This is a genomic window from Tannerella serpentiformis (assembly GCF_003033925.1).
In the GTDB taxonomy this organism is placed as follows: Bacteria; Bacteroidota; Bacteroidia; order Bacteroidales; family Tannerellaceae; genus Tannerella; species Tannerella serpentiformis.
On record NZ_CP028365.1, the window covers coordinates 1774351 to 1790112 of the forward strand.

Genomic DNA, 15762 nt, shown 5'->3' on the forward strand with positions numbered 1-15762 from the left:
GCGGAATGCAGGCCTTGTCGTATATTGCGCCCACAAAAACAAAAGGTTATGTGTATGCAAAAGGAAAAGTTCCATATCGAGTACATCTTCGACAAGGTGTCGAACCACAGCTTGTGGAATCATCTGACTACGCCGCGCGGACTCTCGTCCTGGTTTGCTGACGACGTCAATATCCATTCACAGACCTACACCTTCACTTGGCGGAAAGTGCAGGAGCAGGCGGTCGTCATCAAGTTAGAGCCCGAGGTCTGCATCCGTTTCCATTGGGTGGACGACGAGGAGGCGGCGAGCTACTTCGAGTTCATCATACATCACATTGAGCTGACCGGCGCCACGGCGCTCGAGATAACCGACTTCGCTACGCCGGACGAAAAGGCGGACGCGATCGAGCTGTGGGACACCCAAGTGGCTGAGCTTCGTCGCACGTTGGGCATCTGACCCCCCGAAGTCACCCCATAAAGAAAGGAAGGCGCTTCACCCTCGGAACGAACAGAGGGGAGGCGCCTTCCTTTTTTGCGTGCGACACGTAGCGGGAGCGATAGCAAGCGGCCAGAACACCCGGTGAGTGGTCTCACCCGTCGGTGCCTGGCCGCCTCTTCGTCATTCCTCCGGCAGATGGATGTCGGGGCCACCGTCGTCGCCACCGGGTTTGGGCTTCTCGCCCGGTTTGCCCGGCTGTTTGGGATCCTTCGGGTCCTTGGGCGTGTCTGGCTGCTTCGGTTCCTTCGGCTCTTTGGGCTGTTTAGGCTCCTTGGGCGTCTTGGGATCCTTGGGCTGCTTAGCGGCCTTCTTCTGAGCCTGACTTTGGCGATAGACCTCGTTCAGCTCACTGGTGCGTGTGTTCATCTCGTCGACCATCGTGGCGATGAGGTCTTTCTCCACGGGCGCCTTGCCGAAGCTGTAGGCGTTTTGGAGCACGAAGAAGATTTGGTCGAGCACCTCGTCCGTCTTGGCGCGTGCCACGCGTGCAGGGGGCAGCTTGGCGGAGGCGGTGCGATCCTGAGTGCGTTTAGCGGCGTAGGCGTCAAACTCCTTGTTGACCGTCTCCAGCTTGTTTACGGCGTTGGTAAGCCGGAGGGTGGTCACATGCGAAGCGTATTTCTCGCTTCTGAAGTCTGTCACTAAGCCATCGATGTCAGCCGATTCGCGGTCGTTAGACTTCTGCTGTATACGGTCGTAAGCGCGGATCAGGGTGTAAAGCATTTTGGCTGCTTCTGCTTCGCTTGCTTCGGGCGAGAGGCGATAGTCACGGATCAGGCTGAAGATGAACGTGAGCAGGTTGTCACGCTCCACATCTTTCTTGTCCATGAGTTCGGTGTTGACATTCATCAGCGCTTCCTTGTTGATGTTGCCTTCCACCTTGAGGTCGCCATCCCATTCGTTCATCAGCTCGTTCGGGAGACCGATTTTGGTCAGATCGAACCGATGGACGATGCCATAGAGTTCGCTGTGGTAACGCACATGGAGCGAGTTATCCAGCTTATCCGTTCCGATTTTTTTGATCTCGATTGTCCTTGCCATTTTGTTTGAAAAGGGGGGATAGGGTGATTGTATGTGCTCTTTATCTTCATGGGATGAGGCCGGACGCCGATTGGCCCTCCCCATCGGACGCCAGTAAAGAGTTCCGCCGTCCGACGGGGGACAAATGTATAGGCAGAAGTAAAGAAGTCTACAACGGGCAGCACTTTTTAGGCCCCGACGGGGTGTTGGCCTGCAAAACAGACCGCCTTTTGGGCTCCGACGGGGTGTTGGCCTGCAAAACAGACCGCCTTTTAGGCCCCGACGGGGTGTTGGCCTGCAAAACGGGCCACCTTTTGGGCCCCGACGGGGTGTTGGCCTGCAAAACAGACCGCCTTTTGGGCCTCGACGGGGTGTTGGCCTACAAAACAGACCGCCTTTTGGACCCCGACGGGGTGTTGGCCTACAAAACAGCCCGCCTTTTGGGCCCCGACGGGGTGTTGGCCTACAAAACAGACCGCCTTTTGGACCCCGACGGGGTGTTGGCCTGCAAAACAGCCCGCCTTTTGGGCCTCGACGGGGTGTTGGCCTGCAAAACAGACCGCCTTTTGGGCCTCGACGGGGTGTTGGCCTGCAAAACGGGCCGCCAATTGGGGGCGCGTTCGGTCACTTCCTCTCTACGGCGTAATCCTTCGCGCGGCGGACGATCTGGTAGCCCGGAGCAAGCGTCAGCCGCCAGCCGGAGCCGACGGCGCCGGTGGGGCTCGTGGTGTGTGGGGCACGGACGGTGATGGTCGTCCAGCTGGGCGAGATCAGCGCGCCGCCGTCCGTTACGTCGAGGGTGCCCCAGAGATCGGTGAGCTGGAGCTGCGGATAGACGGTGCCCAAGGTGCTGCCGAGCGAGATGAGGGTGTTCGGGTTGAAGGAGAACTGCATGGCGCGGAGGGGCAGGGTCAGGTGTGGGCCGTCCACGAGGCTGGCGCGGAGGCTGTCGGTGAGCGACTTCCGGTCGGCTTCGCGAGCGGATTCTTGGCGGATGATGATGTCGCCATGATAGGCCGCGACCCATGACGCGGGGAGGCTGTCGGGCAGGGTGAGGCCAAAGAGCCGGGCGAGATGGTCCGTGATGGGCGTCTCGTCCGTGATGGTGCGATGCCAATCGGGCGCAGCGTCGGCGGCGAGCCGACCGTAAGCGGGCAGGGTGGCGTAAGCAAACGAGCGGACGAAGGTGGGATTGCCGAGCAGGGCGTCGATGCGCGCGATGAGATAGGCTTGGGCAAGGTCGGCTGGCATGCTGGCCACGGTCTGGCCGGTGTATTCCGCCAGCCCCTCGTTGCGCTCGAGGGCATGTTCGGACTCGGCGGCGCCGGGGAAACGTCGGTGGCGCTCCGTGCGGAAGGCGAGGGCATGGGTGAGGTGCGAGCGACGCTCGTCGGGCGTGGTGGCGCGGAGGGCATCTCGGAGCGCCTCCAGCTCGAGTCGCATCAGTACGCGCCCCTTCTCCGTGTCGAGGTGCCCGTTGTCGCCCCCATGACCCGTGAAGTGCAGTCGGGGTTGGGCGCAGTGGAAGAGCTCGTGGGCCAACAGGACGGTGCGATCTGTCGAATCCTTGGGCAGAGGCAAGAGGATCATCGCCCACGTCCGTCCGCCCCACTTCGTGGCGGTGTTGGCGGTGAGGACATCCTCCGGCAGGCGACCCGCATAGAGGGAGCCGCAGGGCCGAAGCAAGCCCGCGCTGTCCGGCTCGTTGGCGTAGGCCACGCGTGTCTCGGGGTCAATGAATAGGAGTGGGCCATAGAGGTCGAAGCCCCAGAGGGCCGTGTGTCGTGCAGTGGCTTGACGGATCATGCGGAGATCGGCTGCGAGGCTGTCGGCCAGGCCTTCGGATTGTGCATGGGCGATGGTTGTAGCCAGGCTCAGCAGCAGGAGGGGGAGCAGTTTGTTGCGCATCGTGGGGGAGGCGTTTAAGGGGCACTCATCATCGTGCCTCCCGACTCATTGGCCGGGGCTGGCAGGCTTCTCAAAGCGGATATGCAGCACCACCAGTTCGGAGCGGGTGCCGATGCGATAGGGCGGACCGGCGCAGCCGATGCCGGACGAGATGTAGAACTGCGCAGGCCCCTCGCGGAAGTATCCGTAGGTGTGTTTGTAGGCCAGCTTAATGATCCACGAGAAGGGCCAGATCTGCCCCGCGTGGGTGTGGCCAAAGAGGCCGAGGTCGGCGCCGTTCATCACCACCTCGCGAAACTTAGGCTGATGGTCGGCCACGATCACGGGGCGGCTCGTGTCTACCCCGCGCATGAGTTGGCTCAGGGCGGCGCGATGGCGATTGGTGTAGTCGTCGCGGCCGATGAGGGTGAAGGTGCTGTCGGGCTGCACGACGGAGTCGATCAGTAGCGTCCCCCCCGTGCGTCGGAGCCACCGCTGCTTGGCGATGCGGTTGGCGCGATATTCATGGTTGCCAAGCGTGATGTAGACGCCCAAGGGGGCGCGGAGCCGACGCAGATCCTCTTCGATGTGTTCGCGGGCGGCGATGCGCAGCTCGTAGTCGATCACGTCGCCAGCGATGACGACCATGTCCGGCTGCTCGGCATTGCTGAGGGTCACGAACCGTTGGGCGTTGCGCTTACCGATCGACTCGCCGAAGTGGGTGTCCGTCATCAGCACCACCTTCAGGCTGTCGCGCCCGGGCGTGGACTTGGGGATGGTGATCCGGACGTGTTTCACTCTGGGGTCTTCGACGTTGTGATAACCTTGAATCATCAGCCCAACCGTGAAAAGGGCCAGCAGCAGGTAGGCGCCACGCCTCAGCTGGAGGGCGTTCGCCGTGATCCATGCGGGGAACCAGCCCGGCCGACGGCGGTAGATCCAACGGCAGAGATCGAAGAAGAGTAGCCCGGTGACGAGATAAATGGAGGCGATGTACCACGTGCCACAGATCATAAGGATCGGCACCATGACGCTGTCCGGCAGTTCCGAGTGCGTGAAGTAGCCGAAGAAGTACAGGGCCCATTCGGCAGCAAAGAAGAGCGTGTAGAGGAGGCGCCATCGGCGTCGCCTCGGCAAGACAGCGCGCCCCCGGAGGTAGATGTAGAGGGTGAAGAGCAGCTGCCCGAAGATCGCTTGCAGGAAGACCCTCATAACTCAGCGGGGATGAGTCGGAAGACAACCAGCTCCGAGCGTGTGCCGATGCGGAAGGGCGGCCCCCAGAGCGAGAGGCCCGAGGAGACATAGATGTTCGTCCGGCCGCGGCGTGTGTAGCCATAGGCCACATCGAAGAGTCGATCGGTGGCGAGGTTCAGCGGCCAAACCTGCCCGTGATGCGTATGTCCGCAGAAGATCAGGTCTACCCCGGCGCGTTCAGCCTGCGTCAAGTCGGTCGGCTGATGGTCGAGCACGATGATGGGCACCACCGTGTCGATGCGGCTCATCAGCTCCGGCAGTGTCTTTCGCGCCGTGTTCGTGCGGTCGTCTCGCCCCACGATCCGTATGCCGTCGGGCAGGGTAGCCACGGAGTCCATGAGCAGATGAATGTTTGTGCGTCCGCGGATGAAGCGCTTGCAGGCATCGATTCCGCTGAGGTATTCGTGGTTGCCCGGCACCATGTAGATGCCATACGTGGCATGTAGACGGTTGAGCTCCTCGTCCATGGCCGCCTCGTCCACCGGTCGGACGTCGTTATCGATCAGATCGCCACTGATCAGAATGATGTCCGGATGCTGGGCGTTGATCAGATCCACATAGCGACTGAGATCGTCGCGGGTCGTACCGAGCCCCAAGTGGACGTCGCTCACGCCGACGATCTTCAGGCCCAGCGATCCCGCGGGCAGTCGGTCTGTGATGATGTCTACTTCGCGCAGTTGAGGATGCTTATAGGTGTAGTATCCGTAGGCGAGCACCCCAGTCGTAACGAGCAGGGCGCACGCGAAACCGTGTCGGAAGCTGGGGACAAGCAGTCGGAAGAGGTCGAAGCAGACGAGCGCCAGCACCATATAGAGCGTAAAGACGAGCCAGCCCGTGCTGACCTGAAAGAAGAAGTGCCCCCAAGGATCGGCGCTCTCCCGTGCACGGAAGATGAAGACCAAAAAGATAGACAGCGCATAGCCCCAGTAGGCCAGCCCGAAGAGCCACTTAAAGATGGCGGGCATCGGCGGTAAGGCTTGGAGGGCACGCGTGAAGATGTAGGCGTTGCCGCCGATGTAGGCGGCCAGCATAAGGATGAGGAAAAAAGGCATCATGTATTTTCTGTTATGTGTTTGATGTTGTTTGGAATGACGGGCCAAAGGTAGGGCGCGAAACGAGAAGCCGTTTTATGAATCGGCTGTGGCTCTACCTTTGGCGCCGCTTCGCCTAAGCCGATGCGCAGCGTCAGGCGCCCCTCGCACGAGGCCGCCCTAACAAAATCGTTACACGTATGAAATCATCCCTACTCTTCGCCCTGCTCGGGCTACTCGTAGCCGTCTTGTGGATAGCCAGCCTGGCCTACGGCACTGTGCCCATCCCGCCCATTGACGTCGTCCGGATTCTGCTTGGTCAGCCCTCAGACCCGGTGGCATGGAGCACCATCGTCCTCGAGTCACGCCTGCCACAAGCCACGACGGCCCTTCTCGTGGGCGCCTCTCTGGCCGCCGCCGGACTGCTCCTACAGACGCTCTTCCGCAACCCTCTGGCCGGCCCCTCGATCCTGGGCATCAGCGACGGCGCCAACCTCGGTGTGGCTGTCGTGATGCTATTCTTCGGCGGAACCATCGGCCTGACGACGGGCGGGGCGGCCATCGGTGGTTCTTTGGCGCTCATTCTGGCAGCCTTTGCCGGTGCTTGCTGCGTGTTGGCGCTGATCATCTATTTCTCTACGCGGGTGAGCGGCAACGTGATGCTCCTCATCCTCGGCATCATGGTGGGCTACCTCGCTTCCTCGCTGATCTCGCTCCTGAACTTCTACGCCTCGGCCGATCGCATCCGCGGTTACGTCATGTGGGGCATGGGCGATTTCGGTTCCGTCTCCAATACCCGCCTGCCCTTCTTTGCGCTTTGCACCTTGGGTGGGTTGATTGCCGCGCTGCTCCTTGTGAAGCCCCTGAACGCCCTGCTGCTTGGCGAACGTTACGCCACGAACTTGGGCGTTAAGATCCGTCGGACGCGCGTTCTTATCCTGCTTTGCACAGGGTTGCTGACGGCCACTGCCACCGCTTTTTGTGGCCCCGTATCGTTTATCGGCTTGGCTGTGCCACACGTGGCGCGTCTTACGCTCGGCCGCGCTGACCATCGCATGCTCCTGCCCGTTACGATGCTGCTCGGATCCGCAATGGCACTGCTCTGCAACCTCTTGACCGTCATCCCCGGCACCGGCACAGTCTTCCCTCTGAATGCCGTGACGCCCATCTTCGGTGCCCCGGTGATTATCTACGTCATCCTGCGCCGCCGTGGAATATGACCCTAAGCGCGTCGAGACCATTTCCGGCCTGCACATGTTGGCGGGCTATCGTCAGAGCTCTGGGGGCTATCTCGGGCAGTGTGGAATGCGTCTTCGCAGTCTATGAAACGTGAGTTCGGTGTAAGAATAAAACCAGCAGAGAGTTTCTACGGAAGCCTGGCCAAAACGTTTTTGGAAATGCCTACAACACTGCGACAAATGCTTCGGAGAACTTTTTGGTGTTTGCGGGTACTCCCGCAAGTCTCGCGGCGTTTGCCTTGGCGTTTGCGGGTACTCCCGCAAGTCTCACGGCGTTTGCCTTGGCGTTTGCGGGAGTCCCGCAAGAGCGCTTTTCTCCATTTTGGCGCTTACAAGACTGTTGCAAGCATTTCCAAAGGCACTTTGGCCATTACAACATGCTATCAGAGACATTCTCTATGAATAAGGGAGTCTCATTCTTTTGTCGAACTCACATTATGGACAGTATCGGAACGCTTGCCTGATAGGACGTCAGACTTATTTTTGGCACCCAATGAAGCCCGAGCTTCAGAGAGACAATCATTATTCATATCCACTATACGTAAACGCAACCCATTATGGAATACGAGAACGATACGCTGGACGACTACAGTTCATCGTCGGAGAGGTATAGGACACGCCATGTGAACATCCGAACGCTGAGAGTCGAACCGCAATTCAACTTCGATGAGACCTACATTACCATTTTCTCCGAACGTCGGATATACGATCCTGACGGGGATATACATTACGATCCCATAAAGCCTCGCCGGACGTCCACACAGGTGGAGATGTTCGATGCTTTTCGCTATTACTTGGACGAGGGGAAGTCTAGCCTGCGTAACTTTTGCAGATCCTACGGACTCACCGTTCCCTATTTGCATGGCCTGATCTTCTGCCTCACCGGTATGGACGCCACCGACTATCGTCTCTCTTGGCAAATGAAGCGTGCCGACGAATTGCTTCGGTACACCAATCTGTCTATCCCTGAGGTTGCCCGAATGAGCGGTGTAGGTACGCCGCCCAACCTCTTTTATGCTTACCAGCGCGACTATGATTGCTCGCCCTCAGAGCGGCGCCGCGCCATTCGCCAACCGAATGATGTGGGGCGTTTCCGTTAAGCGGGATGAAACCGAAACGAAACAATTAGATGCAATCAGATGATGACAGCGAAACGATGTAGTTGGTGCGAACGGGATGCCCTTTATCGCGCCTATCACGACGAGGAATGGGGGAGGCCTATCCATGACGATCGGCGATTGTTCGAGTTGCTTGTTTTGGAGAGTTTCCAAGCCGGGTTGAGTTGGTACACGATTCTGGCCAAGCGTGAGGGATTCCGCGCGGCTTTCGACGGATTCGACTATCGGCTTATCGCCACTTACGACGATGTGAAAGTGGAGGCGCTCATGCAAGACACACGGATCGTCCGCAACCGGCAGAAGATCTTGGCGACCATTCAGAATGCCGCCCGATTTATGGAAATACAACAGGAATTCGGATCATTCTCCGAGTTTATTTGGGCTTTTGTCGGCGGGAGCCCTTGCGTGAACCATCCCCGCAAGCTGGAGGATGTCCCGGCTAGCAATCAGACTTCCGACGCGATAGCCTCCGAGCTCAAACGTCGCGGATTCAAGTTCTTCGGCACAACCGTGGCCTACGCCTTTATGCAATCCGCGGGCTTGGTGAACGACCATATCGAGGATTGTGCCTTCAAGTATCCGGGCTGACTGAATCTTCATGGATGATGCTTTTCCCAAGCATCCGGGCTGACCGAATCCCCATAGACGATGCTTTTCTCAAGCACTTAGGCTGGCTGAAGCCTCGCAGACGGTATTTTCTCCAAGCGTTTGGGCTGACTGAAGCCCAACAGCGATCTTTGCGGGCATGTAGACGCACTCAGCGAATACGAATCATTATTCATTTTATCTATCACTGAACAATGGAGTATATTGCAATTGCAGCGAAATTGGTTGTCGGCATGGTCGGCATATTGGTGTTTTTACGTGTGGCGGGTAAGGCACAGATGGCGCAATTGACGCCATTAGATACGGTGAGCGCATTCGTGATCGGCGCGCTTGTCGGCGGCGTTCTCTATAACCCTGACATGAGTGTCTGGCATATCCTATTTGCATTAGCGGTGTGGACTGTCTTCAACCTGTTCATACGCTTCTGTATGCGTTCTTCCCTATTGCGGAGACTCATCAAAGGGGACAGCGTCTATCTGGTGAAGAATGGCGTACTGAACTTCAAAGTCTTCAAGAGAAACAGTTTGGAAATGGAGCAATTCCGGCTAATGCTTCGGCAGAAAGGAATCTTTAGCATGTTCGACGTGGAGGACGTACGCTTTGAAACGAATGGCGCAGTCACGGTGCCCGGGATTGGCGATACAACTACCTCGTACCTATTGGTGAATAACGGCGCAATCGTACAGAGTTCGCTGGTGCATTGCGATCGCACGGAGGAGTGGGTGTTACAAGTTATTCACGCCTATGGCTACAAGCGGCCGTCTGAGCTTTTCTATTTGGAGTGGACTCCGGGTCGCGGTTTTTACTTGGTCGCTAAAAGTGGGGACGTGAAGCGTGGGGAAGAGGAGTTTGGCGTCGAGAAGATCGGTTCCGAAGTGCTGAACTAAACCGTAGGGACGTATCGAAAGCTATGTGCATCCCCCTTCAGTCTGGGGTTGCCAAAAACGAATGCCGAGCGCATGCGCGGGAAATATCCGCAAGCATGTGCTCGGCATTTTTCGTTATCCGCCGGTCGATCCGAAAACCCTCAGCGATTCCGTTAGCCTATCCACCGCACTAGACGAAAACCCTCCACCATTTCAGCGACCTATCCACTACACCAGACGAAAGCCCTCCGCCATTTCAGCGACCTATCCACTACACCAGACGAAAGTCCTCCGAACCACGGAATGCCTATCCGCCGCTCCAGACGAAAGCCCTCCGAACCACGGAACGTCTATCCGCTGCACCAGACGAAAGCCATCCGAACCAGAGAAGGCCTATCCGCCGCATCGGATGATAGCCCGCAGCAATTTCTGCGGCCTATCGGGCGGTCTGGCTACTCCTTATAATAGATGCGTTTTACGCGGGGCGAGATGGAGGTGAGTACCTCGTAGGGGATCGTTCCGAGGCGTTCGGCCATCTCCGATACGGGTAAGCCGGGCCCGAAGATAGTCACCGAGTCTCCCTCTTTGGCGTCCGTATCGGTGACGTCGATCATGCAGAGGTCCATGCAGATGTTCCCGACCGTCGGACAGCGATGTCCGCCTATCAGCACTTGCCCAACGCCATTGCCGAGGTGTCGGTCCATGCCGTCGGCATAGCCAATCGGAATGATGGCGATGCGTGACGGGCGCTGGAGGTAGGTGCGCCGACCGTATCCGACCGAGTCGCCGGCGGGGACGATTTGTATTTGGAGGATCGTTGTGCGTAGCGAGCTGACCGGCTGTAGGCGACGGCTGTCGCGATCGGTTGCGCTGATGCCGTAGAGTGAGATCCCGAGACGCACCATGTCCATCTGCTGCTCTCCGAAACGCTCAATACCGGCTGAGTTTAGGATGTGGCGGAGGATGGAGTAACCCAATCCGTGTTCCAATTGGCTTGCGGCGTCGGTAAACAGTTGGAATTGGCGACGCGTGAAGTCATCATGCTCGGCGCTGTCACTGCCCACAAGATGTGAGAAGGTCGATCGCACGGCCAATTCGCTTTGCGAAGAGAGGCGCTGACAGATTGCGGGCACATCCTCCGGTTGGAAACCGAGACGATGCATGCCTGTGTCGAACTTAATATGAATGGGGTAAGAAGTTATGCCGCGCCTTCCCGCTTCGTGGATGAGTGCCTCCAGCAGTCTAAAACTGTAAACCTCGGGCTCGAGCCTATACTCAAAGAGGGTGTTGAAGCTACTAAATTCCGGATCCATAACCATAATGGGAATCGTGATGCCTTCCTTCCGCAGTGCCTCTCCCTCGTCAGCAACGGCTACGGCCAAGTAATCGCACCGGTGCTCTTGCAAAGTGCGCGCCACTTCGTATGCTCCGGCACCATAGCCAAAGGCTTTGACCATGCAAACCATTTTGGTTTCTCTCCGGAGTCGGGAACGGAAATAGTTGAAGTTATGCACCACGGCGTCGAGGTTGACCTCAAGAACAGTTTCGTGAACCTTTTTCTCCAGGAGCTCGGTAATCCGTTCGAAGTGGAACACTCGCGAACCCTTGAGCAATACCAATTCGTGATCAAATGAGCGTATGGAGGGTGAATGGATAAACTCATCGGTAGTTAAGTAGAACTCCTTCTCGGGTATTTCAAAGGCCGCAGCATATTCTTTTAGGTCGCGTCCGATGCCAATGATACGCTCCACGTGTTTCCGACGCAGTAGCTCGGCCACCTTCCGATAGAGCGTCTTAGGTAGCATGCCCGACTGGAGAATGTCGGAGATAACGATCGTCGTTTTAAGTGGCTTACCGGCGCGACGACTTAGTTGGAAATCGAGAGCTATATCGAGAGAGTTGATGTCCGAGTTATAGGTGTCATTGATGAGCTGACACCCATTGATGCCTTCCTTTACTTCCAAACGCATAGCCACGGGCTCAAGCTCGGAGAAAATTTGCTTGTTCTCCAGCGATGTGGGCTTCAAGTAGAGCATGAGGGCGATACAGTGAATAACATCCTCGATGGATGCGTCGTCAGTAAACGGTATCTCATAGACATGCTCGCGGTCTAGCATCTCGCAACGGAGCTCGGTCGTCGATTCCTTTTTTTGGATAGACTTAATGTAGAGCGGAGCCTCCGAGTCTCTCCGAGACCAACCGACGGCTTTATGGGATAGGTAAGCCTTATCCAGCGAGGATGCGATGAAGTCGTCGTCAGCGTTGTAGATTACCACGTCGCTATCGGTGAACAAGGATAGTTTCTCTAAGCACTTCTGTGTGGCAGACGCGAAGTTCTCCTGATGGGCCTCACCGATGTTGGTGATGATTCCTATGGTGGGGAGGATAATGCGCTGCAGTTTTTCCATCTCGTCCGGCTGCGAGATGCCTGCCTCAAAAATTCCTAAGGTGTGTCGTTCGTCCATTTGCCAAACCGAAAGCGGCGCCCCGATCTGTGAGTTGTAACTCCGGGGAGAGCGAACGATATTAAAGTCGGCATGCAGCAGCTGATAGAGCAACTCCTTCACAATTGTTTTTCCGTTGCTCCCGGTGATGCCGATTACCGGTATTTGAAATCTTTTGCGATGGTAGGCAGCCAGCGATTGCATCGCCGCGAGCACGTCGGTAACCACCAGGAAGTTGGCATCGGGCATCATGCGCGCTTCGGCAGGCTCATGGTTGACGACAAAGCTGCGCACGCCCAGGCGGTAAAGCTCGAAGAGATAGCGATGGCCGTCATTCGTTCGGGTTTTCAATGCAAAGAAGAGGGTAGTCTCCGGAAAGGAGAGCATACGGCTATCGATGAGCAAGCGCTCAATGACGCCGTCGTTCAGTGTGCGATGGGTGGCACGAATGATCTTAGCGATCTCTTGAATGGAGTACTTCATTATAAGCAGGTAGTTGCGGCCAGAAGCCGCTGATTTATAGGGGCCAGTTCCCCCGATTCATAGATGTACTTACGGCGGGATATCCCCCGGGGCCAGCGATAGCCGTCAGGCATTCCGATGCCCTATCCCAGAGGGACGGCAGTCCGTCTTGGCGCCTCGTTTCCTCGATCACTGAGGCACACCGATAGGCCGCAGAAGGTTCGGAGCGCATCTGACCGACGGGGGTGAAGACCACATAAGCACGTTTTCTATCGAGCAAAAGTAGGCGGGGTTGGCAATTCGGCCCGTAGCTGCTTCAGCTTTAACTTAGTTTGCACCAAAAAGCGACGGTGCGCCTCACTGTCCGGGTGGATGGGTCGGTGTTGCAGATCGCGGTGCAGAGCCTCGGCGCGTCGGAGCCAGGCGATTGTCTTCGCGTCCATATACGTCGACTCGAATCGATCACTAATATAATGTATAGCGGCGGGTGACGGATGGCACATGTCTTCCGCATAGAATCGGTAATCCCTTAGCTCGTCCATCATCAGTTCGTAAGCCGGGAAGTAGTTGGCTATCGTAGGGTAAAGGGAGATGAGCTTCTCGATGATGAGATGAAGCACGGACTTGCTGAGGTTGTTCTCATGGGCGCCGTCGCGCAAGTGGCGGACGGGGCTGACTGTGAAAATCCATTTCACTTCGGGTCGCCGGCGCACCATGCTATCCAAAAGCAAGTTCCACCGGTGTACCACCTTATCCACCGATAGCCGTTCACGACGAAAATAGCTATCCGGCATCTTGTGGCAGTTGCCCACCACGGCGCCTGTGCCCTTCCACCGATAGACGTAGGATGTGCCAAAGGTGACGATGATGCGATCGGCCGCAGCCAGGAATTCGGCTCCGGCGCTCAGGCGGGCATTGATTCGCTCAAGACACTCGTCCGCCGTAGGTGCGGAGAAGGATCCATGATGCAGCAGGCTATGGTACAGATCATCGTATCGGGTAAGCTCGTCGGCCGTGAATAGGTTGCCGTCCATCAGGCGACGTATCGCCGCGGCGATGGAGTCGGGATTATAAAGTATGCCGAAGGGATTCAGGTCAACGGGGAATAGCAGATCGGAAAGCCGCTGACCTATCGCCTCGGCAAAGCAGGAGCCAAAAATCATCGTGCGATGCTCATAGCCGATGCGGATGGTAGACGGCGGAATCTGAATCGGGGTAATGAAATTCATAGGGGATAAGCGATAGGAAAGAGTTTGGGGTTGCGAATGATCCGAATGAATGCCGATAGAGGTGGCGAAGGCCTTTCCCCTACCGGCATCAGTTATCGACTAAAGCGCCGCGTGGCAATCATCTGGTGCGGGCGATTGCCCACACGAAGTTCAGCGCTTCATGATCCACTCACCGACGAATTGCAACACTTCTGGCGAGACCGTCTCGCGGATCTCTCCGTATTCATCTGGCAGACACGTTTGGCAATGCTGGAGCATATGGTTAAGCCCGGGGAACTCCTTGACGGTAACTGCCTTATTCCCGTGAAGGGTCAAAGCCTTCTCGACGATGGGGAGATTTGCCGCGGCGGGTACCTGCACATCTTCACTTCCCTGTACGGCGAGCACGGGACATTGCACGCGGGAAAGCATGGGGGCTGGGTCATAGCGCAGGAAGTCACGCATCCAAGGTGCAGTTAGCATTTCCATCTCCTGATTGATAGCCAACTCGACTTGCTCGTGTGGCATGGGCGGAGCCAGCGGTCCGTCAAAGAAAGCGCCACGGAGCACCTCGGCCAGCGATTGACGGAGCGCCTCCTCGTCCGTGGTCGGTGGCACGAGCAGCGCGAAGAGCGAACGGTTCAGCTGCACGGTTGCTTCGCGTATGCTGTCAGGCGTATGGGAAAGTCGGGAGATCACCTCGCTCTGCATGAGCAAGATGCTATCACCTCGCAGTCCAGGAGCCGCGAGGAGGACGATAAACGACACGTCTTTCGGTCGGCTTACGGCTACGATCGGCGCAATCATTCCGCCTTCGCTGTGGCCAATCAGACCGATCCGCTGATTGTCAATTTCTTTTCGTGAGCGGAGGTAATCGACTGCAGCTTCGACGTCGCGAGCAAGGTCGGTAGTCCTCGCCTCGTTGAAATTGCCCGTAGAAGCGCCTACGCCCCTGTCGTCGTAGCGGAGGACAGCTATTCCGAGCCGCGTAAGGGCATCAGCCCAGACCAGGAAAGGTCGATGGTTCATAATGGGCTCATCCCTGCTCTGCGGACCACTACCGGTAATCATAACGACGGCCCTGTGCGGACCCGGCGTGGTAGGCATCGTGAGTGTCCCGGCCAAAGTGTCTCCATCGGTTGAATTGACAAAGCGAACCTCTTCGACCTGGTACGGATACGGCGGTTTAGGCTCCTGAGGGTGGAGCGCCGATCGATCTTCCTCGGCGGAAGGCGTAAGAACAAGCGGAGAGGATGCTCCGCCCTGAATGAATTGGCCTCGGAGACTATTGTCCTCAAGTGTCGCCTCATAGCGAGCGCCAATGGAGGAGATGATGACCTTCAAATGGGGCGCGGAGTAGACGACCGAATCGCAGGGGATATCATAGGCTCCCTGATCGGGACTATCCATGAAGGCCGATAGCTTACCGCCTTCGACTTCTTGTATACGAAGAACAAGCGTGAGCTGTCCCCCGGAGACTTGCAACTTGCCGACCCATCGGCCGGTCACGCTTTGTGCAGCGGCTGTGCAGGTCATGCATAGCGCGATGATACATACGTAGAGATATTTTGCCATGATGTATAACAATTAATAAGTGATCGCTGATAGAATGGGATTGCCGATCGATCCTCCGGCGTCCCTTCGTTAGGAAAATGGGATTACTAATCGAATCTCCGGCCCCCCTTCATCCGTTAGGGTAGGGGCGTATGGCATACGCCCCACAAATATTCCCTAAAGAGGATGAATGAAGAATGAACCTCCGGAATCCCTTCGTTAGGAAAATGGGATTACCAATCGATCCTCTGGCATCCATTCGTCCGTCAGGGTAGGGGCGTATGGCATACTCCCCGCAACTATCCTCTAAAGAGAATGAATGAAGAATGAACCTCCGGCATCCCTTCGTTAGGAAAATGGTATTACCAATCGATCCTCCGGTATCCATTCATCCGTCAAGGTAGGGGCGTATTGCATACGCCCTCCAAGCACCCCCGGATGGGGATGAAAGACCGCAGCTTTAGGCGGGATTTTTCCAACGCTCGCGCCGGTATCTATTATATACGCTCGCCAAATATCCCCAAATAGAAATGAATAACGAAAGAATCTCCGGCTGCCCTTCATCTAATGAATGGGAAACGCGCGGCAAATACC

The 15762-nt window shown here is 57.1% G+C and carries 12 protein-coding genes; 5 read left to right on the top strand and 7 right to left on the bottom strand.

The features are described 5' to 3' along the window. The first annotated feature begins 54 nt into the window (after positions 1-54). Positions 55-438 (top strand): START-like domain-containing protein, encoded by a 384-nt coding sequence (locus C7123_RS07495; RefSeq protein ID WP_037980652.1) that lies wholly within the window; start codon positions 55-57, stop codon positions 436-438. Positions 439-600: 162 nt separating this feature from the next. On the opposite strand, the gene C7123_RS07500 is transcribed toward C7123_RS07495, so the two are convergent. From C7123_RS07500 to C7123_RS07515, 4 genes are all read right to left on the bottom strand, one after another. Next, positions 601-1521: a DUF6261 family protein gene (locus C7123_RS07500; protein ID WP_069174609.1), complete on the bottom strand. Its 921-nt coding sequence runs from the start codon at positions 1519-1521 to the stop codon at positions 601-603. A gap of 603 nt (positions 1522-2124) precedes the next feature. Beyond that, positions 2125-3408 (bottom strand): hypothetical protein, encoded by a 1284-nt coding sequence (locus C7123_RS07505; protein ID WP_083206764.1) that lies wholly within the window; start codon positions 3406-3408, stop codon positions 2125-2127. A gap of 45 nt (positions 3409-3453) precedes the next feature. Continuing rightward, positions 3454-4599 carry a metallophosphoesterase gene (locus tag C7123_RS07510; RefSeq protein WP_069174611.1) on the bottom strand — a complete coding sequence of 382 codons (1146 nt, stop codon included), beginning with the start codon at positions 4597-4599 and terminating at the stop codon, positions 3454-3456. Continuing rightward, complete coding sequence (locus C7123_RS07515; RefSeq protein ID WP_069176296.1) at positions 4596-5693, bottom strand: metallophosphoesterase; 1098 nt, start codon at positions 5691-5693, stop codon at positions 4596-4598. Before C7123_RS07515 ends, C7123_RS07510 begins: the two co-directional genes overlap by 4 nt. 179 nt (positions 5694-5872) lie before the next feature. On the opposite strand from C7123_RS07515, the gene C7123_RS07520 reads away from it, so the two are divergent. The 4 genes from C7123_RS07520 to C7123_RS07535 all read left to right on the top strand — a co-directional run bounded on the left by C7123_RS07520 (position 5873) and on the right by C7123_RS07535 (position 9521). Continuing rightward, entirely contained in the window at positions 5873-6892 is a 1020-nt protein-coding gene (locus C7123_RS07520; RefSeq protein ID WP_069174612.1) for a FecCD family ABC transporter permease, read from the top strand. A 575-nt stretch (positions 6893-7467) separates the two neighbouring features. Continuing rightward, the gene (locus C7123_RS07525; protein ID WP_083206765.1) at positions 7468-8010 is read left to right on the top strand and encodes a helix-turn-helix domain-containing protein; all 543 of its coding nucleotides are present in this window, start codon (positions 7468-7470) and stop codon (positions 8008-8010) included. A 42-nt stretch (positions 8011-8052) separates the two neighbouring features. After that, complete coding sequence (locus C7123_RS07530) at positions 8053-8616, top strand: DNA-3-methyladenine glycosylase I (RefSeq protein ID WP_069176297.1); 564 nt, start codon at positions 8053-8055, stop codon at positions 8614-8616. A gap of 212 nt (positions 8617-8828) precedes the next feature. Beyond that, the gene (locus tag C7123_RS07535; RefSeq protein WP_069174613.1) at positions 8829-9521 is read left to right on the top strand and encodes a DUF421 domain-containing protein; all 693 of its coding nucleotides are present in this window, start codon (positions 8829-8831) and stop codon (positions 9519-9521) included. 431 nt (positions 9522-9952) lie between these two features. On the opposite strand, the gene C7123_RS07540 is transcribed toward C7123_RS07535, so the two are convergent. The 3 genes from C7123_RS07540 to C7123_RS07550 all read right to left on the bottom strand — a co-directional run bounded on the left by C7123_RS07540 (position 9953) and on the right by C7123_RS07550 (position 15189). Further along, positions 9953-12427: a bifunctional UDP-N-acetylmuramoyl-tripeptide:D-alanyl-D-alanine ligase/alanine racemase gene (locus C7123_RS07540; RefSeq protein WP_069174614.1), complete on the bottom strand. Its 2475-nt coding sequence runs from the start codon at positions 12425-12427 to the stop codon at positions 9953-9955. Positions 12428-12675: 248 nt separating this feature from the next. Beyond that, entirely contained in the window at positions 12676-13635 is a 960-nt protein-coding gene (locus C7123_RS07545) for a GSCFA domain-containing protein (protein ID WP_069174615.1), read from the bottom strand. 150 nt (positions 13636-13785) lie between these two features. Further along, positions 13786-15189, bottom strand: coding sequence for an alpha/beta hydrolase family protein (locus tag C7123_RS07550; RefSeq protein ID WP_069174616.1), 1404 nt, complete (start codon positions 15187-15189; stop codon positions 13786-13788). Positions 15190-15762 lie beyond the last annotated feature (573 nt).